The 23,333-nt window shown below is 64.2% G+C and carries 27 protein-coding genes and 1 pseudogene; 18 read left to right on the top strand and 10 right to left on the bottom strand.

Annotation, left to right across the window (positions count from 1 at the left end; translation table 11 throughout):
* Positions 1–23: 23 nt before the first annotated feature.
* Positions 24–686 carry an undecaprenyl diphosphate synthase family protein gene (locus tag NAF06_RS09180; protein WP_008584049.1) on the bottom strand — a complete coding sequence of 221 codons (663 nt, stop codon included), beginning with the start codon at positions 684–686 and terminating at the stop codon, positions 24–26.
* A gap of 79 nt (positions 687–765) precedes the next feature.
* On the opposite strand from NAF06_RS09180, the gene NAF06_RS09175 reads away from it, so the two are divergent.
* The 6 genes from NAF06_RS09175 (at position 766) to NAF06_RS09150 (ending at position 6,151) form a co-directional block, all read left to right on the top strand.
* Positions 766–1,308, top strand: a complete 543-nt coding sequence (locus tag NAF06_RS09175) for a DUF8056 family protein (RefSeq protein ID WP_008584051.1) — start codon at positions 766–768, stop codon at positions 1,306–1,308.
* 55 nt (positions 1,309–1,363) lie between these two features.
* Positions 1,364–1,834, top strand: coding sequence for a DUF5812 family protein (locus tag NAF06_RS09170; RefSeq protein WP_008584052.1), 471 nt, complete (start codon positions 1,364–1,366; stop codon positions 1,832–1,834).
* A gap of 83 nt (positions 1,835–1,917) precedes the next feature.
* The gene (gene secF, locus NAF06_RS09165; RefSeq protein ID WP_008584054.1) at positions 1,918–2,799 is read left to right on the top strand and encodes a protein translocase subunit SecF; all 882 of its coding nucleotides are present in this window, start codon (positions 1,918–1,920) and stop codon (positions 2,797–2,799) included.
* Positions 2,799–4,388, top strand: coding sequence for a preprotein translocase subunit SecD (locus NAF06_RS09160; RefSeq protein WP_008584056.1), 1,590 nt, complete (start codon positions 2,799–2,801; stop codon positions 4,386–4,388). The genes secF and NAF06_RS09160 overlap by 1 nt, the downstream gene beginning before the upstream one ends.
* Before the next feature lie 351 nt (positions 4,389–4,739).
* On the top strand, positions 4,740–5,444 hold the full coding sequence (locus NAF06_RS09155) for a metal-dependent transcriptional regulator (protein ID WP_008584059.1): 705 nt from the start codon (positions 4,740–4,742) through the stop codon (positions 5,442–5,444).
* Positions 5,441–6,151, top strand: coding sequence for a TMEM165/GDT1 family protein (locus tag NAF06_RS09150; protein ID WP_008584061.1), 711 nt, complete (start codon positions 5,441–5,443; stop codon positions 6,149–6,151). The genes NAF06_RS09155 and NAF06_RS09150 overlap by 4 nt, the downstream gene beginning before the upstream one ends.
* Before the next feature lie 33 nt (positions 6,152–6,184).
* On the opposite strand, the gene rnhB is transcribed toward NAF06_RS09150, so the two are convergent.
* From rnhB to NAF06_RS09135, 3 genes are all read right to left on the bottom strand, one after another.
* Positions 6,185–6,895, bottom strand: a complete 711-nt coding sequence (gene rnhB / locus NAF06_RS09145) for a ribonuclease HII (RefSeq protein ID WP_008584063.1) — start codon at positions 6,893–6,895, stop codon at positions 6,185–6,187.
* Between the two features lie 53 nt (positions 6,896–6,948).
* Entirely contained in the window at positions 6,949–7,320 is a 372-nt protein-coding gene (locus tag NAF06_RS09140) for a 30S ribosomal protein S8e (protein WP_006630482.1), read from the bottom strand.
* A 99-nt stretch (positions 7,321–7,419) separates the two neighbouring features.
* Positions 7,420–9,057, bottom strand: coding sequence for a potassium channel family protein (locus tag NAF06_RS09135; RefSeq protein WP_008584067.1), 1,638 nt, complete (start codon positions 9,055–9,057; stop codon positions 7,420–7,422).
* Positions 9,058–9,217: 160 nt separating this feature from the next.
* Between NAF06_RS09135 and NAF06_RS09130 the strand changes: the two genes are divergently transcribed.
* The 4 genes from NAF06_RS09130 to NAF06_RS09115 all read left to right on the top strand — a co-directional run bounded on the left by NAF06_RS09130 (position 9,218) and on the right by NAF06_RS09115 (position 11,420).
* The gene (locus tag NAF06_RS09130; protein WP_008584069.1) at positions 9,218–9,616 is read left to right on the top strand and encodes an ArsR/SmtB family transcription factor; all 399 of its coding nucleotides are present in this window, start codon (positions 9,218–9,220) and stop codon (positions 9,614–9,616) included.
* Positions 9,613–9,891 (top strand): DUF7521 family protein, encoded by a 279-nt coding sequence (locus NAF06_RS09125; protein ID WP_008584071.1) that lies wholly within the window; start codon positions 9,613–9,615, stop codon positions 9,889–9,891. The genes NAF06_RS09130 and NAF06_RS09125 overlap by 4 nt, the downstream gene beginning before the upstream one ends.
* A gap of 151 nt (positions 9,892–10,042) precedes the next feature.
* On the top strand, positions 10,043–10,744 hold the full coding sequence (locus NAF06_RS09120) for a helix-turn-helix domain-containing protein (protein ID WP_008584073.1): 702 nt from the start codon (positions 10,043–10,045) through the stop codon (positions 10,742–10,744).
* A 130-nt stretch (positions 10,745–10,874) separates the two neighbouring features.
* A complete protein-coding gene (locus NAF06_RS09115; RefSeq protein WP_008584076.1) occupies positions 10,875–11,420 on the top strand; it encodes a DUF1684 domain-containing protein in 546 nt (181 codons plus the stop codon).
* 91 nt (positions 11,421–11,511) lie between these two features.
* Here the strand turns inward: NAF06_RS09115 and dpsA are convergent, their stop codons facing one another.
* Together dpsA and NAF06_RS09105 are read right to left on the bottom strand one after the other, a co-directional pair.
* Positions 11,512–12,060 carry a DNA starvation/stationary phase protection protein DpsA gene (dpsA, locus tag NAF06_RS09110; RefSeq protein ID WP_008584078.1) on the bottom strand — a complete coding sequence of 183 codons (549 nt, stop codon included), beginning with the start codon at positions 12,058–12,060 and terminating at the stop codon, positions 11,512–11,514.
* Between the two features lie 80 nt (positions 12,061–12,140).
* Entirely contained in the window at positions 12,141–12,953 is an 813-nt protein-coding gene (locus NAF06_RS09105) for a carbon-nitrogen hydrolase family protein (protein ID WP_008584079.1), read from the bottom strand.
* Between the two features lie 138 nt (positions 12,954–13,091).
* Between NAF06_RS09105 and NAF06_RS09100 the strand changes: the two genes are divergently transcribed.
* Both NAF06_RS09100 and NAF06_RS09095 read left to right on the top strand, forming a co-directional pair.
* Positions 13,092–13,781: a DUF7384 family protein gene (locus NAF06_RS09100; protein ID WP_008584082.1), complete on the top strand. Its 690-nt coding sequence runs from the start codon at positions 13,092–13,094 to the stop codon at positions 13,779–13,781.
* Positions 13,782–13,805: 24 nt separating this feature from the next.
* Positions 13,806–14,822 carry an HhH-GPD family protein gene (locus tag NAF06_RS09095; RefSeq protein WP_008584084.1) on the top strand — a complete coding sequence of 339 codons (1,017 nt, stop codon included), beginning with the start codon at positions 13,806–13,808 and terminating at the stop codon, positions 14,820–14,822.
* A 222-nt stretch (positions 14,823–15,044) separates the two neighbouring features.
* Here NAF06_RS09095 and NAF06_RS09090 read toward each other — a convergent pair whose 3' ends face one another.
* From NAF06_RS09090 to NAF06_RS09080, 3 genes are all read right to left on the bottom strand, one after another.
* On the bottom strand, positions 15,045–15,947 hold the full coding sequence (locus NAF06_RS09090) for a hypothetical protein (protein ID WP_152418740.1): 903 nt from the start codon (positions 15,945–15,947) through the stop codon (positions 15,045–15,047).
* A gap of 369 nt (positions 15,948–16,316) precedes the next feature.
* Positions 16,317–16,658, bottom strand: a complete 342-nt coding sequence (locus tag NAF06_RS09085) for a hypothetical protein (protein WP_152418741.1) — start codon at positions 16,656–16,658, stop codon at positions 16,317–16,319.
* Between the two features lie 73 nt (positions 16,659–16,731).
* Positions 16,732–17,082, bottom strand: coding sequence for a hypothetical protein (locus NAF06_RS09080; RefSeq protein ID WP_008584086.1), 351 nt, complete (start codon positions 17,080–17,082; stop codon positions 16,732–16,734).
* A 158-nt stretch (positions 17,083–17,240) separates the two neighbouring features.
* On the opposite strand from NAF06_RS09080, the gene NAF06_RS09075 reads away from it, so the two are divergent.
* The 4 genes and pseudogenes from NAF06_RS09075 (at position 17,241) to NAF06_RS09060 (ending at position 21,008) form a co-directional block, all read left to right on the top strand.
* Positions 17,241–18,074, top strand: a complete 834-nt coding sequence (locus NAF06_RS09075) for a type IV toxin-antitoxin system AbiEi family antitoxin domain-containing protein (RefSeq protein ID WP_008584088.1) — start codon at positions 17,241–17,243, stop codon at positions 18,072–18,074.
* Positions 18,074–18,874, top strand: a complete 801-nt coding sequence (locus NAF06_RS09070; RefSeq protein WP_008584090.1) for a nucleotidyl transferase AbiEii/AbiGii toxin family protein — start codon at positions 18,074–18,076, stop codon at positions 18,872–18,874. Before NAF06_RS09075 ends, NAF06_RS09070 begins: the two co-directional genes overlap by 1 nt.
* Positions 18,875–19,107: 233 nt before the next feature.
* A pseudogene (locus tag NAF06_RS09065) lies at positions 19,108–20,067 on the top strand (LA2681 family HEPN domain-containing protein).
* A 206-nt stretch (positions 20,068–20,273) separates the two neighbouring features.
* The gene (locus tag NAF06_RS09060) at positions 20,274–21,008 is read left to right on the top strand and encodes a recombinase family protein (protein WP_008584094.1); all 735 of its coding nucleotides are present in this window, start codon (positions 20,274–20,276) and stop codon (positions 21,006–21,008) included.
* A 169-nt stretch (positions 21,009–21,177) separates the two neighbouring features.
* Here the strand turns inward: NAF06_RS09060 and NAF06_RS09055 are convergent, their stop codons facing one another.
* On the bottom strand, positions 21,178–21,600 hold the full coding sequence (locus NAF06_RS09055) for a CoA-binding protein (RefSeq protein ID WP_008584096.1): 423 nt from the start codon (positions 21,598–21,600) through the stop codon (positions 21,178–21,180).
* Positions 21,601–21,772: 172 nt separating this feature from the next.
* Here NAF06_RS09055 and NAF06_RS09050 point away from each other — a divergent pair, with 172 nt between their 5' ends.
* Together NAF06_RS09050 and NAF06_RS09045 are read left to right on the top strand one after the other, a co-directional pair.
* Entirely contained in the window at positions 21,773–22,114 is a 342-nt protein-coding gene (locus NAF06_RS09050; protein ID WP_008584099.1) for a DsrE family protein, read from the top strand.
* Between the two features lie 92 nt (positions 22,115–22,206).
* Positions 22,207–23,256 carry a hypothetical protein gene (locus tag NAF06_RS09045; protein ID WP_008584100.1) on the top strand — a complete coding sequence of 350 codons (1,050 nt, stop codon included), beginning with the start codon at positions 22,207–22,209 and terminating at the stop codon, positions 23,254–23,256.
* Positions 23,257–23,333: the final 77 nt, after the last annotated feature.

The raw sequence follows: 23,333 nt of genomic DNA, 5'->3' as shown, positions 1-23,333 counted from the left end.
CGGACCTCGGCGGCCGAAGGCGGTTACCGGCCGAACCGCCGCTGTCTGTCCTGGAAGTCCAGGACCGCGCGCAGGTACTCGCGCCTGCGGAAGTCGCGCCAGTTCACGTCGGTGAAGTAGAGCTCGGCGTACACCGACTGCCAGATGGCGAAGTCGGAGAGCCGCTCGGCACCGGTCTTGATCACGAGGTCCGGCTCCTCGGGGAACAGCAGCCGGTCGGCGACGTCGCTCTCGTCGATGGCTTCCGGCGTTATCTCCCCGTCGGCCACGTCGTGCGCCAGTTCGCGGACCGCACCGGCGAACTCCGCTTTCCCGCCGAGACCGACGAGTATCCGGACCGGGGCGTCCGCGTCGGCGGCGTCGACCGAGTCGCCGCTGTCGAGCGGGTCGGCGGGCCCCGCGGTTGACTCGTCGGCGTCCGGGCCGCGGACCACGGTCTCGGCGGGGGCGTCGAGCCGGCGCAGCTCGCGGACCAGCGTCGGGGCGACCGCCCGGTCAAGGACGGAGACGGAGACCGTGACGCGCTCGGCCCCGTATTCGAACGCCCAGCCGATCGCCGACGAGAGCGTGTCGAACGCGCCGTCGGCGAGGAGGTCGCGCTCCGTGACGACGAGCGCGACGTGCGCCGGCGGCGCGGCGTCGTGGAGGCGGTGGCGCGTCGCGAGGTACGCGTCGTAGAGACCCACGTGAGAGCGATCCGCTCGCACGTATAAATGGCTTCCCGCCGACGAGGGGTTTAATTCGCCGACGCACCTACCGGGGCCGATGGCAGACAGTTACCGCGGGGTGTTCGGCGCGATCCCTTACGCGTTCCGCGCCACCGAGTCGTGGACGATGCGCGCGTACGCCGCCCTCGGCGCGCTGACGGCCGGGTTCGTCGCGGTCGTGGTCACGCTCGGGCTCGTCGTCTGGATGGGCGAAACCGTCTCGGCGCAGGGGGGGACGTTCCTCTTCTCGCGGTCGCTGTTCGTGGTCGCCGGCCTCGCCGCCGTCGGCCCGCTGCTCGCACCGATCCTGTTCGTCGCCCGTCGTCACCGCCGGAACGACCCGGTCGCGGCCGGCTACGACCGGTGGATGGGCGTCGCCGGCTTCCTCTTCCTCGTCTCGCTGTACCTCGCGATGGTGATTTCGGCACCCGCGGACCTGCGGGACCCGAGCGGCTCGGCCGTGATCAACGCGCTGTACGGGCTCCCGCAGCTGGCGGGGTTCGTTCCGCCCGTCGCGGCCGCGCTCGTCGTCTTCGCGACGCACTTCCGGCTCCGCGGCGGGTCGGACGCCGGGGCGACGCCGGAGACCGACGCGGCGTAGCGGAGCCCCGCCGCGCCTCGAAAGCCGGAAGTCGCCCGAGCGTCTACCGGAGACAATGACCGACGAGAAGGAGAGCACGTTCCTCGTCACGCACATCGAGAGCGACTCAGCCGTACTGAAAGACGTCCACGACGGGCAGGTCCACACGCTGAGTTCGAACCCCGGACTCGACGTCGACGACGCCGTCGAGGCGACCGTCGCCCCCGACCCGCCGATGGAGGTCACCTATCAGGTGATCGAGGTCGCGGAACGTCGCCCGCTGTCGATCGAGGAGAGCCCGGAGCCGCCGACCGTCCACGAGCGCGAACTGGCCGCGGAGACGCCGACCGGAGAGCTGTCCCGGGAGCCGCGCGCCGGGGTCGGCGAGGTCCACGTGTTGACGCCGCCGGAGTCGGAGACGGAGGACGCCGTCGCGGACGTGATCGACGACCGCGAGGGGACGCTCTCGCGGGCGGCCCGGCTGGGCGTGAACCGCGTCGAGATCCGGTCGGAGCCGGGCGTCGTCGCGGTGCGATACCTCCCGTAGCGCGGGCGGTCAGAGCGCGCACGACGCCGTCGCGGCTCACCAGATAAGAAGGCTTATTCGCGCCCGCGGGGGAAGCGGTGATTATGGTAGCGATCGAGGTGCCGGAAGTCGACTACACCGACTACACAAACCGGCAGCTTGCGGCGGTGCCGCTCGCGTTTCTGGTCCTCGCGCTGGCGATCATCGGCGGGTGGTTCGTCGCCACCGGGGCCCCGGCGAATCTCGGACTGGAGTTCACCGGCGGCGTCGAACTGCGGATCGCCGACGACGGGGACAACGTCGAACAGCAGATCCAGACGGCGTTCGACCGGGAGCCGGACTCGACCCGCGCGATCCCCGGCGACGACGTCGTGGTGGTCACCTTCCAAGCGGCCGAGGACGACCCGGAGGGGCTCGCGAACGACCTCCAAGACCAGGCGGACGCGGCGGGGTTGACCACGACCGCGGTCGACCAAGTGTCGCCGAGCTTCGCGAGCGACACCGCGCGGACCGCCCTCTTCGGCGTGGCCCTCGCCTTCCTCGGGATGAGCGTGCTCGTGTTCGCGCTGTTCCGGACGTTCGTCCCCTCGATCGCGGTCGTGGCGTCCGCGTTCTCCGACCTGGTGATCCCGATCGCGGCGATGAACCTGCTCGGCATCCAGATGACGCTCGGGACGATCGCGGCGCTCCTGATGATCATCGGGTACAGCGTCGACTCGGACATCCTGTTGAACGACTCGGTGCTGCGCCGGACGGGCGCGTTCTACGAGTCGGTGAGCCGCGCGATGCGGACCGGGGTGACGATGACGCTCACCTCCATCGCGGCGATGATCGTGATGGCGGTCGTCGCCGCCGCGTTCGGCATCGGCCTCCTCCGTGACATCGGGATCATCCTCTCGGTCGGACTGTGTGCCGACCTGATGAACACGTACCTGATGAACGTCTCGTTGCTTCGCTGGCACAAGTTCGAGGGGGTGGCGCGGTAATGCTCGAACCGATCAAGGAGAACTGGCGGATCCTGCTCCTCGTCGTCGTCGTGATCGGTGCCACGGTGGCGCTTTTCGCCCCCGGATTCGGGCCGGAGCCGGCTCCCGGCGAGGACGTGAGCGAGGCCCGAGAGGGGATCACGAACCTCCAGTACGGGCTGGACCTGGCCGGCGGGACGCGGGTCCGCGCGCCGCTGTCGGGTTACACCGCGACCGACGTCGAGTTCGGCGGCGACAGCCCGACGACGGTCGCGGAGACGGTTGCGGCCGAACTCGACAACGCCTCGGCGCGGAACGTCGGGGCGGTTCCCGGGGAGAGCGCCGTGGAAGTCACGGAGGCGTCCGTCACCGAGGACCAGTTCAGGCGGGCGATGGACGCCAGCGGGTACGCGTACGGCGACGTTCGCTCGGGCGTCACGCAGGAGACGCGCGACGAGACGATGAACGTCATCCAGGGGAAGATCAACGAGGCGGGGCTCTCGGGCGGCAGCGTCCAGCAGGTCCAGTCGATCACCGGCGAGTATTTCATCCTCGTCGAAGTCCCCGGCGAGGGTCGACAGGACGTGGTCGACCTCCTCGAGGAGCGCGGGACCGTCCGGATCGACATCGCGTACGCCGACGGGAACCGGACCGCCGTCGACGAGAGCGTGCTGGTCCAGGAGAACTTCGACGAGATCGGGACCGCCACGCAGAGCGACCAGGGCACGGGGTCGTACGTCCCGGTCACGGTCCGCAACACCGACGAGGACGGTCAGTCCCCCGCCTTCTCCTTCCAAGACGCCGTGGTCCAGCGCGGCTTCCCCGACGCGTACGAGACCCGGGCCGACCGGTGTGAGTACGCCAACGGCTCGCTCTCCGGCGAGCGGAACCCGTGCCTGCTGCTCGTCGTCAACGACGAGGTCGTCAACTCCTTCGGGATGGACTCGGGGCTCGCGGACGACATGGCCGCCGGCTCGTGGGCGGAGACCGGGCGGTTCCGGCTCACGACCGGCGAGTTCAGCGAGGCCCAGACCATCTCGCTGAACCTCCGGGCCGGCGCGCTCCCGGCCGACCTCGACATCAGCGGCGAGGGGACCTCCTCGTCCATCTCGGCCTCGCAGGGGGAGAACTTCCGGACGTACTCGCTCGTCATCGGGCTCCTCTCGGTGCTCGCCGTCGCGGGGATGGTGTTCCTCCGCTACCGCGAGCCGCGCGTCGCCCTGCCGATGATCGTCACGGCGCTGGCCGAGGTGTACGCGCTGCTCGGCTTCGCCGCCCTGCTCGGCTACCCGCTCGAACTCTCGGTGATCGCGGGCTTCATCGCGGTCGTCGGGACCGGCGTCGACGACCTCGTCATCATCGCCGATCAGGTGATGAGCGAGGGCGACGTGAGCTCCCGGACCGTGTTCGACTCGCGGTTCCGACAGGCCTTCTGGGTCATCGGCGCGGCCGCGGCGACGACCGTCATCGCGATGTCGCCGCTGATGGTGCTCTCGCTCGGCGACCTCTCCGGGTTCGCCATCTTCACCATCCTCGGCGTGCTGATAGGCGTGCTGGTCACCCGCCCCGCGTACGGCGACATCCTCCGCCGCCTCCTGACGGTCAGGTGATCGGCGACCGGAGGGGGTAGCCCGCTCCGAACGCCTCACCGCCGCTCCGCTCGCGCCCCTCTTCCGTCCCCCCGCTCACGCCTTTCTTCCGTCGCTCTTTCTGTTTTCACTTTTTCCTGCCGTCGCTCCTCCTGCTTGTCACCCCTCCCGCCGCCGTGTCACCCACCCGACGACCGGTCTCACGGCCGCCGTCCGCCTCGCGTCCCCGAGTCGATGTGACGATCGATCAGTTCTGTCGCGCACGTCGGCGCGAATCCATCGTTCGTCGTTCAGGTCGGACGAAAAGCGGCGTGCCTCACGAGTCGGGAGACGGTCCGACAAACTATTAATTTAGACCGGTCAAAACCGTCCATGCCCACCGACACAGTCGAGGACTATCTCAAGGCGATCTACCGGATCGAGTCGCGGGGCGGTCCCCCCGTTTCCACATCGCAGATCGCGGAATCGCTGGAGAAGACCCCCGCGACCGTGACGAGCATGGTCGAGACGCTCGCCGACCGCGGGCTGCTCTCCCGCGAGAAGTACAAGGGGGTCGAACTCACGCCCGCCGGCGAGGTCGCCGCGCTGGAGGTCGTGCGCCGACACCGACTCATCGAGTCGTTCCTCGCCGAGCAGTTGGACTACGAGCCGACGGAGGTCCACGACGAGGCCGACGCGCTCGAACACCACGTCAGCGAGGAGTTCACCCGGCGGGTCGAACGCCTCCTCGATTACCCCGCCGCCGACCCTCACGGGGACCCGATCCCCCCGGCGGACCTGTCGACGCCGGAGGACTCCGGGACGATGCTCGTCGCGGCGCTGGAGCCGGGCGAGCGGGGGACGGTCGTCCGCGTGAGCGACCGCGACCCGGACGTGCTGGAGTTCCTCGTCGACGCCGACATCACGCCCGGAACGACCGTCGAGGTCGCCGAGATCACGTCGTTCGGACTGGTCACGGTCCGGACCGACGACGGGGACGAACACGGGCTGCCGGAGGCGGTCGCGGACCGCGTGTACGTCCACCGCGCCGCGGAGTCGACCGCGGCGGCCGACGGGCAGGAGGCGGGTGACGCATGACCGGCTACGCCGAGATCCTCGTCATCGCGTTCGCCGCCCAGCTCGCCGTGTTGCCGGGCGAAAAGGTCCAGCTCATGATTGCGGGACTCGCGACGAAGTACGACCCGAAGATCGTCGTCGCGGCCGCCGGCACCGCGTTCGCCGGCTGGACCGCGGTCGAGATCGCGTTCGGGCAGGCGCTCCAGTCGGCGCTGCCGCCGCTCGCGCTCAACGTCGTGACCGCGGTGCTGTTCTTCGTCTTCGCGGTCCTGCTGTACCGCTCCGCCCCGTCGCGCGGGGCGGCGAGCGGCGGGACGGGCGAGGAGCGCACCGACGGCGGGCTGGCGGCGTTCGACGACCTCTCGCTGCCGGGGCGGCTCGACCGGTACTCGGGGTCGCTCGGCGGCTTCCTCCCGATCTTCGCGCTCACCGCGACCGGGGAGTTCGGCGACAAGACGCAGCTCGTCACCATCGGGCTGGCGGCCCAGTACGGGGCGACCTCCGCAATCTGGGCCGGCGAGATGCTCGCGATCATCCCCGTGAGCCTCGCGAACGCGTACTTCTTCCACAAGTTCGCCGGGCGCGTCGACATGCGGTTCGCGCACCTCGCTTCCGCGTTGCTCTTCGCCTTCTTCGGCGCGGACACCGTCCTGTCGATCGCGACCGGCTTCTCGGTGTGGGAGGCGTTCGTCGGGGCGGTCGGCGGCCTCGTCGCCGGACTGGTCTGAAAAGGCCGCGCCGCGACCTCCTCAGTTCGGAACTCAGAACTCGTCTAACCCCGACTGCTCGGCGGCCGCCAGCGCGTCCTCACAGGTTGCCCACGACTCGCGCGCGCAGTCCGGCAGCCGCCCGTGGTCGCCGACGTAGGCGGCGATGAACGACCGGGTGGCCGGGTCGCTCGGGTAGCCGCTGCCGACGTCGTCGTACTCGGGGTAGGCGGCGTCGACGGTCGCCATCGCGGCGTCGCGGGTCACCTTGGCGACGACGCTCGCGGCACCGACGAGCGGGTCGTCCGCGTCCGCGCCGTGCGCGGCGGTCACGTCGACCGCGGGAACAGGGTCGCCCCCCTCCGCTCGGTCTCCGTCCTCGCCCGCCGCGACGAACTCGCGGAGCCGCCGCGCGAACCGCTCCTCGCTGGTGTCGCCCGCGTCCGCGACGACGCGGACCGGCTCGCCGATCCCGGCGGGGCGGTCGGCGAGCGCGGCCCGGACCGCCCGCGCCTGTCCGCGGACGGTGAGCGTGTTCATGTCGGTGTCCGGACGATCTATCTCCGCCGGCTCGACGCGCGCGACGCCGACGGCGACCTCGGGGTCCTCGTCGAGGGCCGCGGCCATCGCCTCGCGCCTGTCCGGCGCGATTCGCTTGGAGTCGTCCACGTCGGCCGGGAGGCTCGACGGGGCGGCGATCACCGCGGCCGCGACCATCGGTCCGAGCGCGGGTCCCTTGCCGGCTTCGTCGACGCCGAGGTACACGCGTCGGTGGTGGTGCGGCGGGGACAAATACCTTCAGAAAGGCGGACGCGGACTCAGTCGAGCAGGACCGCGTTGACCTGACCGGTCTGGCCGGGTCGCGAGGTGACGCGCGCGCGGCCGGCGGACGTCTCGATGACCGCGCCCTTGGTGACGATGTTCCGGCGGGCGTAGTTGACGTTCGCGGGGTTGTCGACGACGTTCTCGATCTCGGCCTCGCTGACCTCGCCGCCGTCGGCGACCTGCGCGACGTTCGTCGAGAGCGCGCGGACCTTCTTGTCCGTGCCGCGGGCGTCGATGTACTGGAGGCGCGTCTCGCCGACCGTGGTCTCGGCCGGCTCGCGGCCGAGCTGGTGGCGCTTCTTGTTCGAGGCGTGCTTGAGTCGGCCGCCGGTGCGCTTGCGCGTGGAGCGTCCCTGGTCTTTCATACGGATACGAACAGCCAGCGAATACTTGAAGCGTTCGACTCGTCCCGGCGCGGCCGTCTCGACGGGGACCGCGGGGCGCGCCGCGCGCGAGGGACGGGATCAGGCGAACGCGCGCTCGAACGCCCGGACGCCCTCGTCGGTGCCCGCGACGACGAGCTCATCGCCCCGCTCGATCCGGGTCTCCGGGCCCACGTCGGTGACGAGCTCGTCGCCCCGCTCGATCGCGATGACGGTACAGCCGGTCCGCTCGCGGACGGAGGCCTCTCCGATGGTCCGGCCGACCAGCGTCGGCGTCTCGCTCCTGACGACCTCGACGTGCGTGTCCAAGGAGAGCACGTCCCGGTCGGTGAGGACCGCCGACGCCGACATCCGCCCGGTCACGAGCGAGAGGGAGAGGACGTAGTCCGCGCCGGCGCGGTGCATCTTCGGCACGCTCTCCGGGTCCGCGACCCGCGCCAGTAGCTCCACGTTCGGCGCGAGATCGCGGACCACGAGCGTCGCGAACTCGGCGGTCGCGTCGTCCGGGAGCGCGAGGACGACGGTCTGGGCGTCGGCGACCCCGGCCGCCCGCAGCGTCTCCGGGTCGGTCGCGTCGCCGACGACGTCGACCGCCTCGCCGTCCTCCCGGTCGACGACGGTGACGGGGAGGTCGGCGGCCTCGAGCGCGTTGGAGACGGACTTCCCGACCTGCCCGTGGCCGACAACGATCGTCTCGCCCGCGCCGAACCGCCGCGCCGCGGAGTTGGTCAGGTCGACGAGCCGCTCCACCTGTCCCTCGGTCCCGGACACGAGCAGGACGGTGCCGGCCGACAGCGTCGCGTCCGGCGACGGTGCCGCCTCGAACGCCCCGTTGAACCACGCGCCGATCACGTCGACGCCGGTCCGCTCGCCGATCCGGCTGCCGGCGAGCGTCGACCCCGCCAGGCCGCTCCCGTGGTGGACCGACACCTCCGCGATCCGGAGCGACTCGCCGATCGCCACCGCCTCGTCGAGGTCGGTCCGCACGGCCGTCGTCACCTTCGAGGCGAGGCTCTCGCCGAGCAGCGACCGCGGGGAGAGCACCTCGTCGGCCCCGGCGAGCCGGTGGTACCGCTCGCGGCTCGGGTCTTCGACGACGCTTATGACGCGGACGTCGGTCGACAGCTCCTTCGCGGCGAGGACGATGCTCGCGTCCACGCGGTCGGAGACGTCGGTGACCAGCGCACGGGCCGACCCCAGGCCGGCCCCTTCCAGCCCCGCGGTCGTCTCGGGGTCCGCGCGGATCGCCCTGTGGCCGTCTTCGTACAGCGCCAGCGCGCGGTCGGGGTCGGGCTCGACGACCACGTACGGGACGCCCTCGGACTCGAACTCGTCGAGCAGCGCGTCGGAGCGCGTGGTGTCGGAACAGACCACGACGTGCCCCGTCGCGTCGTCCTGAAGCGATCGGGGGACGGTCGTGGAGAACGCGGATTCGAGGAGCGGCGTGGCGACGACCGGCAGCGCGCCGATGAGAAGCACCATGCCGACCAAGTCCATCACGGCGATGAACGCGTGCATCTCCTGGGTCTGCCAGTCGGAAGAGTCTCCGCCGAAGCCGGTCGTCGTGAACATTTCGATCGCGAACTGGAACGACTCGATCAGCGTGCGCGGGTCGCTCTCGAACACGCGCATCCCCCATCGGTAGGTGAGCGCGGTGAACGTGATCACGACGCCGAGGAACGCGACGTACAACACCACGCGACGCTTCCACGAGTCCATCGGTACGGCGTACGACACCGCCACACAAAAGCGGGCGGCATCGCGACCCTTCGCCGAGGCCGGGGCGCGGCGAGGGCCGCGGCGGCCGTCGTCGGACGACGCGGCGACCGTCGCCGGACGATTTTCGATCCTTTAAGTTCGGCGGGCCGAACCGTCACGCATGGTGCGGGACCCGTCGCGAGACCCGGAGCCGCCGTCGGTCGACGAGGTGCTCGACGCGCTGGCCGACGACGCGGCCCGTCGGATCGTCGCGGCGCTCACCGAGCCGAAGACCGCGAGCGAGCTCTCCGAGGAGTGCGACATCCCCCTGTCGACGACCTACCGGAAACTGGAGATGCTCACCGACGCCTCCCTGCTGTCGGAGTCGACCGACATCCGACGGGACGGGCAACACACGACGCGGTACTCGGTGTCGTTCGACGCCGTCACCGTCTCCGTCGACGACGGCGCGGAGAACGACGAGGACCGCCGCGAGTTCGACGTGGAGTTCTCCCGGCCGGAACGGACCCGAGACGAGCGACTGGCAGACCTGTGGTCTGAGCTACGAGAGGAAACATGAATCCGTACATCGACCTGACTATCATCGCCGCAAAGACAGCCATCCTGGTGCTCGGTGGCAGTATCACCTACTACGCGCTCCGCGCGTACGACCGGACCGGAGACCGGTCGCTGCGGGAGCTCGGCGTCGGCTTCGGCATCGTCACCGTGGGGGCGCTGCTGGGCGGCGTCTCCCACCAGATCATCGGAGCCGACCTCGCGGTCGGGATCGCCGTCGACGGCCTCCTCACGGCCGTGGGGTTCGGCGTCATCGTCTACTCGCTGTACCTGGAGTGACGCTCGGTTCGCGGACGAGCCGGACGGGGTTCGAAAACGCGCGGACGGCGGTCGGATGCGCGAGGACGGCTCCCGGCGGCCCCTCGATGTCGACGCGCGACGAACCCCGCTTTCGGTAGCCTTTTGCGGCGTTCGGTACTCAATTCGCGGTATGAGCGACGCACGCGAGGAGCTCTCCCGCCGGATCGCCGGCGAGATAACGCTCAGCGACGACCCGGGGGCGACCCTCCGGAAGTGGCGGACCGACTTCGACGTCTCCCAGACCGAGCTGGCCGACCAGCTCGGCGTCTCCTCGTCGGTCATCTCCGACTACGAGAGCGGTCGCCGCGAGAGCCCCGGGATCGGGGTCGTGCGCCGGACCGTCGACGGCCTCCTCGACATCGACGAGCGGCGCGGCGGCGGGCGGCTCCGGCAGCACGCCCGGGTGCTCTCGGCCGGGTTCGAGAGCGACATCGTCCACGACCTCCGCGAGTACTCGACGGCGGTCCCCCTAGAGGAGTTCTACGAGGCGATGGGCGCGACGGAGATCGTCCGCGGCGACCACGACCACGTGAACGGTCACACCGTCATCGACTCGATCCAGGCGATCACGCGACTCTCCAGCGAGGAGTTCTACCGGCTGTACGGCCAGTCGACGAACCGCGCGCTCGTGTTCACGCGGGTGACCCGCGGCGAGTCTCCGCTCGTCGCGCTCCGCGTCGTCAGCCCGACGCCGAACGCAGTCGTCCTCCACGGCATCGAGGACGGCGACCTGTGGGACCACGCGGCCGATCTCGCCCGCGTCGACGGCGTGTCGCTGGCGACCTCCAACCGCGACCTCGACGACTGCCTCGCGGACCTCCAAGCGCTGTAAGCGCGGCGACGGGTCCGCCGGTGTCGCCCGCGTCGACGCCCTCGGTCCCCACCGGACCGACGCCCCCGGTCTCGGCCGGTCCGACCGCCGAACCGCGGCCCTGAAACCGCGGGCGACCGTTCGGCCGCGTATGAGCGACGACTACGCCGAGCGGCTCCGCGCGAACCGCCGGGAGAAAGATGAGTTCTTCGCCGAGCACCAGCAGTCGCCGATCCCGCCGGAGCAGCGCGACGAGTTCGACGGGCTCAATTACTTCGAGCCGGACCCGACCTACCGCGTGGAGGCGACCGTCACCGTCCACGACGAGCCGGAGCCGGTCGAGATGGAGACGACCGCGAGCAACCCGGTCCGGTACCTCCGGGTCGTCACCTTCGCGTTCGAGGTCGGCGGCGAGGAACACACGCTCGCGGGGTACCGACAGGAGGGCGACGACGGGGCGATCTTCGTCCCCTTCCGCGACAAGACGACGGGGCAGCAGACCTACCATCAGGGTCGGTACATGGAGCTCGCGCCCGAGCGGGACCTCTCCGACGGCGACACCGTCACCGTCGACTTCAACCTCGCGTACAGCCCCTTCTGCGCGTACAGCGAGACGTTCTCCTGTCCGCTCCCGCCGGAGGAGAACTGGCTGGAGATCGTGATCCCCGCCGGCGAGCGGACGCCGGACCTCGATTAATCTGCGCGGCGAGCGCTCTCTTCGGGATCGGGAGTTCGGTCGAAAAAGCGGTCAGCGTTCGATCGGGTCGCGGTGGCCCGTCGGGGTCGGTCTATTCGAGCGTTTCGCTCGTGACGAGCGTGTCATCTTCGAGGTAGTGCTCGATGTGGTGACCGTGTTCCTCGACGGTCTCGAGGATCTCGCGGAGCTGTTCCTCGGTGTTGTAGTCGCCGAGGTTGTTGGCGAGCTGGACGTGCTCGCGGAGCTGCTCGGTGATGTCGCCGAAGATCTCGAGGTCGTGTTCCAGCGACGTGCGGATGTCGTAGGCGTCGGCGTCCTCGGGAGTCACCGGCGCGTGTTCCTCGTAGTTCGCGCCGCCGGAGAGGGGCACGCCGCCGAGCGCCTGCGCGCGCTCCGCGAGCACGTCAGCGCCCTCCTCGAGGTCGGCCGCGACCTCGCCGAGGTACTCGTGGATGCCGAGGAACTCAGCGCCCTCGACGAGCCAGTGGTGCTTTTTGATCTGGTGGTAGAGCACGTACGTCGCCGCCAGATCGCTGTTGAGCGCGTCGACGAGCTGTTCGGCCTTCTCCTCGGGGACGCGGAGCGCTTCGCTCTCGTGAACGTCGCCGTACCGCTGACGGGCCTGCTTCTGGGTACTCATTTCAATCATACATACGCGCGCGACCCACTTAATGGTTCCTACTGTGGAAACTACTCTTTCGAGATTAACAAAATTATTTTCTACGCGTCGTCCACGGCCCCGACGAGGTCCCGCTGCGTCGCGAGCGTGTCGCGGTCGAGCGTCGCGGTCAGCGTCGTCGCCCCCCGGTCCAGTTCGGCCGCGACCGCCCCGTCCGGTCGGGCGACGAGGGAGTTGCCGGCGTACGCGGCGTCGGCGGGGGCGCGCTCGCCGCCCGCGGTCCCGGTCCGACCGGCACCGACGACCCACCTGACGCCGTCGAGCGCGCGGGCCCGGAGGAGGAGCCTCCAGTTCGCGGCGTGGTCCGCGGGCCACGCCCCGACGACGGCGAGCGCGTCGACCGCGCGCTCGGCGAACCACGCGCTCTCCGCGACGAAGTTGAGGTCGTAACAGGTCAGCAGGCCGGTCGAGCCGGCGGCGGTCTCGACGACGACGCGCTCCTCGCCCGGCTCGACCCACTCGCCCTCCTCGTCCCACAGGTGTCGCTTGCGGTAGACGGAGCCCGATCCACGGTCCTCGGTCGGGGGCCGGTCCGGGGGCGGGACGTACGCGCTCGCGTTGTACACGGTCTCCCCCTCGCGCTCCGCGTACCCCGCGATCACGGCCGCGTCGGCGGCGGCCGCGACCGCTTCGAGCCGGTCGAGCGCCTCGGCCCGCGGGAGCGCGGCCGTCCGGAGGCGCTCGTCGGCCGCGAACCCCGTGAGCGCGTACTCGGGGAAGACGACGAGGTCGACGGACGGGGGGAGCGCGGCGGCGCGGCTCCGGAACCGGTCGACGTTCGCCTCAACGTCGAGGTCGTCGACCGGCGTCTGCGGGACGGCGACGGTCGGGTCGTCTGGTGGTCGGTCGCTCACGTCGCCCCCTTCGGCGCGGCGACCGATAACGTCCGGGGCGTCGACCGACCTCCGAGGCGTCGACCGACCTCCGGGGCGGGGGTCGCCGACCGCGCCGCGGCCGCAAGGACGATACCGCCGGGGCACCGACGGTCTGGCATGACCTTCGACGACCTGTTCGACCGCGCGGCAGCGGTCGGCGGCGACGTCGACGAGGCGGACGTGCGACGCGCGCTCGACGAGGTGCGCTCGACGGCGACCGCGGACGCCGAGGACGACGAGAGCGGCGGCGACAGCGGGAGCGACGCGGGGGACGGGGCGGGCGACGGCGCGGTCGCCGATCCCCTCGATCCGGAGCCGGCCCGCGTCGTCGTCGACGCGGGCGCGCTCGCCGCGGACCTCCTCGTCGGCGGGGCCGCCCGCGACACCCTCGATCGCCTCCGGTCGCACGCGTGGACGACCCTCGTCGCCAGCGACCGGCTGCTCGACGACGCCGAGGCGGTGATCGCGGCGCTCGCGGACCCCGAACTGGCGGCCGACTGGCGCGCGGTCGTCGAGGCGTGGCGCGAGCCGGTCGCCCAGCCGGCGGGCGATCACCCCGCGCTGGCGTCCGCGTACCGGGGCGGCGCGATGCAGGTCGTGAGCCTCGACCCCGCGCTGACCGGGCCGCGGGCCGCCGCCGGGCTGCGCGACCGCCTGCCCGTGAGCGTCCGGGAGCCGCGGGCGTTCGCGACGGTGTTCGACCCGGCGAAGCTCTACCCGGAGGCGGTCGGCGGGGAGTACCCCGGTCCCGACCGCGACCCGCGAACGGCCGCGCCGACCCGCGCCGACCGGGACCAGCACCGATAAGCCGCCGCCGGCCGGACCGGAAATATGACCGATTCGGACGCCGCGGCCGCGGACGCGAGCGACGACTCCGAGGCCGCCTCGGGCGGCGACCACGAGGCGGACGGCGGGGGGACAGACGGCGGCAGCGGGGACGCGCCGGGCCTCCCGGCCGACCTCGGCGCGGTCCGCGGCGCGCTCGTCGACTGGTACGAGGCCGACCACCGGGACTTCCCGTGGCGGCGCACGGAGGACGCCTACGAGATCCTCGTCAGCGAGGTGATGAGCCAGCAGACCCAGCTCGACCGGGTCGTGCCGGCGTGGGAGGACTTCCTCGACGAGTGGCCGACGACCGCCGACCTCGCGGCGGCCGACCGCGCCGACGTGGTCGCCTTCTGGTCCGACCACTCGCTGGGGTACAACAACCGCGCGAAGTACCTCCACGAGGCGGCGGGTCAGGTCGAGTCCGAGTACGGCGGCGCGTTCCCGGAGACGCCTGACGAGCTACAGGAACTGATGGGCGTCGGCCCGTACACCGCCAACGCGGTGGCGTCGTTCGCGTTCGACAACGGCGACGCGGTCGTCGACACCAACGTGAAGCGGGTGCTGTACCGCGCGTTTGCAGAAATCCATAATGCGGACGATCCGGACTACGAAACCGTTGCGAACGCCCTTATGCCGGCCGGAGAGTCCCGAATCTGGAACAACGCGATTATGGAACTCGGCGGCGTCGCCTGCGGGAAGAAACCACGGTGTGACGAGGCAAGTTGCCCGTGGCGTGAGTGGTGTCACGCGTACCAGACCGGCGACTTTACCGCGCCTGACGTGCCAACCCAACCGAGCTTCGAGGGAAGCCGTCGCCAGTTCCGGGGTCGGATCGTTCGACTTCTCGGCGAACACGACGAGATGGATCTGGACACGCTTGGTCATCGGATCCGAGTGGATTACACTCCCGATGGGGAGCACGGGCGAGAGTGGCTGCGTGGTCTCCTTTCCGACCTCGCTGACGACGGTCTCGTCAAGATCGAGGAAGAAGACACTCAGATAATTGCTCGCCTCCAGTAGTCTGATTCAGGTCCGCTGAACTACTTCTAAGGGGTCATAGACGAGTTATATGCGGGAGTGGAAATATTGAATTCACCCAGTATAGCGAGGTGTTAGTCAGCACGACACCAGTTGGGAACGAGAGGGTTGATGAACACACCTCTCACCGAACATCCCACTACACTACGAGTTCGCTACTCCACACTCAGAGTCTACTGGTATGGTCTCAAGGGCGGCCGTTCGCTAAGTGCTATCTTCATACTCAAACTCATCTAAGGACTGCCCATCGGGGACGATCTCGTCATAGGGGATAGTGCCAACTGATTCTGCGGATTCCAGACGCTCAAGTAATCTGCCGTCTGGAAGCGTCCCTCCTGGATACTTGTCTATGACAACGAGTTCTCCATCATTATTAGAGTCGATCTGGAAGAAGTTGTAGTTGATCTCATCTTCATCATAGTACACGGCTTCTGCCCCATATTCTCGGTTGACACGAAGGAACACATCTCTGTTAGTGAAATCAGAGAGTTGTTCATCGGTAAGATGGGGATGAATCGCTTGATGGATCTCGTAAGGTAACGGTCGGTCTTGGCGTTCATACCACCACAGTTGAAGTCGTTCGAGACTTCGCCGAATCCTTGAAGGAAGGCTGTACACGAACTTTCGGATTCTTCCATTGCGTTCCCAGTTGACCTGCTCTTTCAGCTCTTCAGCGTCATCAGAGATGAAACCTCCTCGCATATGATATGGCTGAGTCGAGTGAGGACTAAGGATTATATCTCGGCTTCCATCCCACCGCTCAATGATGCTGTTCATGACTTCGACCATCTCGTCGGTGGCGTTCTCGTGTCGTTTGTACTGGTTCAACTCGTCCGTGAGTTCATCCATTTGGTCGGCGGTTCTTTCACGGTCTTCGTCTTCAGGGCGAACACCCGAGTAGTGCCACGACCGTTGAATTCCGTTAGCTGTTCGCCACACATCGCTGTACCACTCTTTCTCTTCTTGCTTCTGCTTCCGCCACTCCTGATATTCGAAGAGTGTTCCCCGAACGATGAGGAAACCGATAGTGGGTACAAGCCCGATTGCTACTCCAAATAGAAGGCTGAGGATATCGATTCCGAAGATGCTACTAACTATATCTACCATCGTTAGTGAAAGCAGTTTGTACTGATCTGTTCATCATCTACGACCTCGGAATACTCCTCCCAGATTCTCTTCGGCGTGACAGGCCCGTTGTTGCTCAGGATGAGACTTCGGAGTGAGTAGTCTTCGTCTTGACTTTCCGTAATTCGTCTCGCATGTCGCTCGAAGAGCTGCTGAGCCGCTTTGTGTTGTTCAGCATCTCGTTCGACTGTATGTCCGCAGTTATCGTTCGGACACGAGAATACAGGCGTTGACTGCGCTTTAGGACTATAGATTGGATTCTTCCGCTGGTCTTTGGGAGATGGGTCGTCTGTCGTATCGATATAACCTGTTTGGCAGTTTGGGCAGATTGGGTCAAACGGGACTTCGATATTAGTGATATCGCCTCTGTTTAGGTGGGCTGTTCCTTGCCGCGCTACACCCTCTCTCTCTACAACCCTTGATTGCGTCTGAATCTCGGAGAGAAACATCGACTGTTGCGTCTTTGAGCAACCCGCCAGAACCGCTGGTAGTAGAGTTATTGTATAGGGTGAATAGACCCCAGAGTATCAGACCAGCGATGACTGAAGCAATAACACCGCCGACAATTTGTTGGGCAAGCGGTGGTATTGATGGGAGAGAGATTGCCTCGTTAGGGAGATCGAGGTAGACGATAGCGAAAGTCCCCAGAGTAGAGAGTGTAAGGAGGACAAGTTGAATATCGTTCTTTTCCATCAGGTGGAGACAGTCAGTCTGGTTTTATGTAAGTATTGGACGGGCTACTAAGAGTATCTGCTTTATCACAGAATCAGAACCCTGAGCTGTGTATCTTCACTCTGAGAGCAATCGTTCCGAGTGCGAGAGCGCTGTAAATCACCAAATCAAGCGCACTCAGTAATCCTGCTTCGAGAAAAATTGGGAGAGCGATGAAAATACCAATGACGACACCGCCGAGGTACCCCCACGACCAGTATCTGGAGGCGTCGATAGTCATCACGACGCTCACGATTGAGACAGGAATCACCCACCAGAATAGCCCACGAGGAAGGAGACCTTGCTCAACCAAGAGCGGGACGACCTCGCCGATGATGATAGCGACAACGGCTGTTTCGACTATTATCCCGACCCCCCGTTCTAATCCATGACCGCTATTCGGCATCTTATCATCGAATCTGAAGTGTAGCAAAGAGAGTGTTTCGCCGAGGCGTTTAGATTCTATGTACTCTGAGCGTCTCCTGAAACGACTTTCATCAAACTTAATCTTAACAGATACCTTTATTCCTGACTGGGTTTAGATTCTATGTACGCTGAGCGGCTATGGGGTCAACAAACGAAGAAGAGACTCAACGAAAGAGTCTGTCGACACGTGAATCGCAGGCACTCTCACGGCTCGCAAGCGAGGGCCAGCAGATCATCACCATCGGTGATATCGCGGATGTCCTAGACATCCCTCGGAAGTCAGCCAAGGATATGGCGTATACGCTCAAGGAGAAGGGCTGGCTTGAGCGGATCGCGTACGGGAAGTATCTCATCCTGCCGCTCGCTGCGGGCGAGAACGCGGTCTATACCGAACACGAGTTTGTGATCGCGTCCGCACTCGTCGAGCCGATGTACATCGGGTACTGGTGTGCGATGAACCATCACGGGCTTACAGAGCAGCTGTCCCGTACTGTGTACATCGTGACGACAGAACGCGCCCAAGAACGCGAGATCCACGGGGTTACTTATCGACCGGTGACAGTTACTGAGCAGAAATTCTTCGGCTATCAACCGACTGCGGTCGGGTCTAACCAAGTGAATATTTCGAGTATCGAGAAAACGCTGGTCGATTGCGCTGACCATCCAGAGTTCTGTGGAGGCATCGACGAGCTTGCAAAGGCAATGCAGAACGCGGCAGAAGTGCAATGTTCCTGGAAGCGGGTCGTCGAGTATCTGCGGCGAGTCAGGAACGGTGCTGCGACGAAACGAATCGTCTACCTCGCCGACCAGTTGGACATCGAGCTTCCGGAGTACGACGAGATCGTTGAGGACTTCACGACTGGGTACCCGTTGCTTGATCCGACGAAGGAAGCGAAGGGCACCCGCGACAGCACGTACCAACTCCGCCTGAATGTCAGCCCCGAATCGTTCCAGCCGGAGGACTTCTCATAATGATTTCCGAAGCGCAACTCCGACGGCTGGCCAGAGATCTGGATGTTCGCCTCGGCTACGCGGAGAAGAACTACGTTAATTCGTGGATCCTCTGGGCGATCTACACGAGCCAATACGGCGATAACCTGCTGTTCAAGGGCGGAACTGCGCTCAGTAAGTTGTACTTCCCGGAGACGTGGCGCTATTCGGAGGATCTTGATTTCGGTGTCGAGGGAGATTACCGGGGGAGCGAAGCGGAGTTGCGAGACGTGTTGGAAGACGCTACCAGAGCCTCCGGTATGGACTTCGAGGTGACCAAACACCGCGAGTTACAGAAAGAAGCGTATCCGACACACTACGTCGATATCGATATCCAGTACAACGCTGTGCTCGGTCACAAGAACACAACGAGTCTGGACGTTATGATCGATGAATACGTTGCGTTCCCCTCGGTAAGCCATCGTCACAGCTACGAGGATGTCCCGGAATTCGAGTTGACCGCGTACAGCTTAGAGGAAATTTTCGCAGAGAAGTTGCGAGCGCTCTATCAGCGATCACAGGCTCGGGATTACTACGATCTCTATCGGATGAGTACCGAGACTGACGTTGATGACTCGGTTATCCTTCCGGCATTCACGCGAAAGTGTGAACACGACGGTCTGGACATCGATCTCCGAGATGGACTTCCCAGAGAGAAACGGGATAAAATCCGTGACGGCTGGCAGAATACGCTCCCCGACCTGGTTGCGGATCTTCCCGAGTTCAACTCAGTCTATGACACGCTCGAAGACTACATCAGTTCGATAGGAGACGAATCGTAGCCCGAGAAACCCTCGTCAAGAAACGTGTAGCTGCCCCCTCTCAAGGGCACGAATCCGTATCTTGGAAAAGAATTCGTCTTCTCCCTTAACAGGTGAAGAATACCCGCGTTAGTCTTGGAGGTCCGCGACGGTGCGCCCGAGCACACTACGACAGAGGGCATTCAGTCATCTTTCTCCGCGCCGCATATGAGCAACTAGACGATGCAGTAGCAGCTGACGACCTCTTCCCTCCGATGAAGGAGTATTTTGAGGGCGTTCAGCAGCATATCGCCGACCAGTTCAGACCCGGAATCCTTGACGATGAAATAGAGTTTGATGAGTACTCATTGGGCGATTCTGATGAGGAAAAGAAGTACCGTCAATGGTGCTTAGAGCAAAACCTGTTCTTGAACCCGCTCAATGACATCGGGTCGAACTCAATCGCTGCACAGGACATCCTGCATCTCGGCTCAGTTTCCGGTGAAGAGAGCAGCAAAATAGTCTCCTCCGTCGGATTCTACAATCAAATGAAACAGGAGTATGTATCGGCACGATACCTCCTCTATGAAGGCCTCCAGAACGACGAACCCCACTTCTCAGATAAAGACGTCCGCTTAGAGAACACGCTCGACTACCCTGTGTATTCATTCAACGCAGAGAAAGTTCAGATCGCCATGCGGATGGCCTAGTCGCTCTTCGATAAAATCGCATCCTTCATCCAGTACTATTTCGACCTCTCTCACATTCCCTCGCACAAACTCAACTTCGGAAACGTCTGGTACAAGTCGCAGGGACGGAACAAGTTAGCACCGGCATTTGATGGCCGTGAGAACTGGCCGCTTCGAGGGTTGTTCTGGTTGAGCAAGGACCTCCAATTCTTCAGTGAGATGTACGTAGAAGACTCAATGGATCCTGGAGCAAAGGAACTGAGAGATACTCGGAACGAGCTTGAGCACGGTTACTTAAAGCTCCACGAACCAATGTGGACCGGTCCTGATGACGAATCAAGGCTTCGGGACGACTTGTCTATGTCCATATATCGGAGCGAATTCGAGGAGTTATCTCTAAAGAGTCTGCGGAAGGCTAGATCTGCTCTCATCTACCTGTCTTTAGCGATCCAGCAGGAGGAACGGGCGAAGAAAATGAATCTCAATGATGATGAAGTTCTGGCTCCAATACATCTTGGTGGCTGGGAAGATGAATGGAAACGGTGAGTTGTAGCCTAAAGTAATCCGTGTACGGGTTAACGTCGGCGCGCTGAGTAGCTCTCCGTATTCAGTAGGTGATTCCTGTCAGTTCTGAGTGTTCAACAGGGCCTAATTTTCTAACCATATGCGAAGGTGTACACGGACACTTGGCCGTGTACAGGGTGTACACGACTTTCCAACTTTATAACTGATTTCGTGACGAACATCCCTGTATGCGAACTGACCCGGAAGTCGCGTGCTACGTGCGAAGTAGCACGGAGAAGCAGACTGTCGAACACCAGTACGACGACATCGACGAATGGGCTGACCAGCGGGACCTCGATCCAGCAGAGATCGACCGGTACGTAGACCTCGCTCAGTCGGGGGGTGACCCAGGGCGCGAACAGTTCGAAGAGCTGATCGACGCAATGCGCGCCGGTCGCTACGACTACGTCGTCATCTGGGAGATTTCGAGATTAGCCCGCTTGGGTTCGACGCACCAGGAGTTCTTCGAGGTCGCGGAAGCATCAGACACGATCATCGCCATCACTGATGGCTGGGTCGATGAGGTGCGTCCAGATGGAACAGGGAAACTCATTGCAGACATTTCCGCAGCCGTTGCTGAAGATCAGCGACGTCGGCTGATAAAGCGTGTCCACGCCGGTATACAACGAGCACGGAACGAGGGTAAGTGGTTAGGGGAAGTGCCCGTTGGTTTCCAGCGCAACGACCAGGGATACCTCCAGCCACTACTCAATCCGGAGCCGAGTGAAGACGGGTATCTCGACATCCGTGCGTCACTCGAAGAGATCGAGAACGGGGTGTCCTATCGACAAGCTGCAAAGCCGTTGAATACAACCCGACAGACCCTTTCACGAATCGACCAAGACGAAGAACGGAAGCAGTGGTATCTGGATGCCACGGCGGAAGACGAGCGAGTGACGGAAGCGTTGGAAGAACTTGGATGAGGCAGAGGTCGATCATCAGTACCCTCGTTCACAACTTTCCGATTAGCTTAGCCGCTACATCGATTGTGTCCCGCCGACGAGTTATACTGCTCCGGCTCCGTTGAAATCCTTTGGTGACATGTTCTCGGAGCCATCCTGAATACAAAGCGCAAGTCGGTCACTCTGCGAATCAGTCCATAGGGTGACGAATCAACTGTCCGTGTTCGACTTTCATACACCGGTCTTGGACGACTTCAACTCCGTTCGCTTCGGCTTTTCGGGCCGCGTCGTCGTTCCGAATCCCGGGTTGCATCCAGATCGCCTTCACGTCGTCACGAGTGAGTGCAGCCTCTACGATTCCCGGAACCTCATCGCTCGGCCGAAAGACCTCGACGATATCAATTGGTTCCCTGACGTCGGTCAGCGAATCATACGCTTGGATGCCAAATATTTCAGCGGCGGTTGGGTTGACGGGTCGGAGTTCGTACCCATGACGTTTGAGATACGCTGGCACGATGTGTGCTGCTTTTTCGTACGATGTCGACGCCCCGACTACGGCAACGCGGTTGTATCCGAGAATCCGACGAAGTCCGTCGGGGTCTTCGATGGGCATACATCCAGTACCAGGCGATGGAAAATCAGTGTGTTGCCGAAAGACAAGCCCTTTTTGACTAATTATATCCTTCACCGAGCTACCCTCACTCCAGTGTGGCTGTTCTGGTAATTCGCGCCGTCCACCCGCTGGTGTCGAAAACACTTACCAATCCCCGGTGGATGCCTGCGGTATGAAGACAGTCTTTCACGTTTCGGATGGCGACGACGAGGTTTTGGATGCTGCGATCAGATATGCCGGCGGTATCTTCAGCGACGAATCGGTGGAAATCGAGGCCGTCGCAGTCGTCGCCAACGCATCTGGTATCGACCTCGTTCGAGCGGACTCAGCGTACGCCGAGGATATCACCGAATTGTCTAAAGGCGATGTTCAGTTCATCGCATGCGAAAAATCGATGCAGGCTGCTGGATTGACAGTCGGCGATATTCATGACGCGGCTGAGACAGCCCCGACATCGGTCGGCGTGCTGACCGAGTTGCAAGACGAGGGCTACCGCTACATCAAGGTCCCGTGAGCGAATAGCTCCCAGCAGTGATACGAGTGTTATCTGGTTCGACCGACGTCTGCCCGACTTTTTACTCGACCCCTCTCGTACGAAAACACAGAATGCTGTATGACCACGTCGCAGACCTTGAATTCCAGATTGAGGACTATAGCCTTGAACAGCACGAGCGAGCCACGTCCAGTGGTTTCACCCGGGCAACGACTGTCGTCTCGTTACACGGAGACGGTGAGACCGGTCGTGGCGAGGATGTCACATACGATAACGAGGCCCACGATACGCTTCACGACGCCGACGTAGACTTCCCTGTCACAGGAGAATACTCCCTCGATGAGTTCTCAAGCCAACTCTCTGAGATCGATTTCTTCCTCGGTGACGACCCGGGACAGTCGATTTTCCACAACTATCGGCAGTGGGCATTCGAGAGCGCTGCATTGGACCTTGCGCTCAGACAAGCAGACGCGAACCTCGCCGAGCAGTTGAACCGTACGTACGAGCCGGTTCGATTCGTCGTGAGCACACGCTTGGAGGACCCGCCAACTGGTGACCGAATCATGGATTGGCTTGACCGAGACCCCGAGTTGGAGTTCAAACTTGATCCGACCTCCGAGTGGACCGCTGAGGTCGTCGAACGGCTTGCAGCGACTGATGCAGTCCAGACGCTAGATCTCAAGGGCCAGTACCACGGGACGACCGTTGACCAACCAGCTGATCCGGAACTGTACGAACGGATTGTCGAAGGATTTCCCGGCGCACTTATCGAAGACCCGGAACTGAACGAAGAGACGCGACCGCTGTTCGAGGGAGCGGAGGCGCGCGTAACATGGGACTACCCGATTCGGGGCGTTGAGACGGTCGAGAATCTCCCGTGGGAACCAGAATGGCTCAACATCAAGCCGTCACGATTCGGGTCGGTTCAGTCGCTTTTCGACACGATTGATTACTGCCGCGAACACGGTATACAGATGTTCGGCGGTGGCCAGTTCGAGCTAGATGTCGGCCGTGAGCACATCCATGCGATTGCGTCGCTGTTCTATCCGAACGCACCGAACGACGTGGCTCCGAAGGCCTACAACGACCCAGAGCCGAGCGCTGACCTCCCGTCGAGTCCACTCATGCCCCCAACCACCCCTCGCGGGATCTCTTGGGAATAGGACTGATTGCACAGGCATCAACCAGTAAAATCGTCACCCCTCAGCTGTGAGAACTTGATATCAGCATGTCGAAGAGG

The sequence above is a fragment of the Halorubrum hochsteinianum genome, from assembly GCF_023702125.1.
Lineage (GTDB): Archaea > Halobacteriota > Halobacteria > Halobacteriales > Haloferacaceae > Halorubrum > Halorubrum hochsteinianum.
Note: the sequence above shows the minus strand (reverse complement) of the source record. Positions and strands in the feature narration are given on the sequence as shown.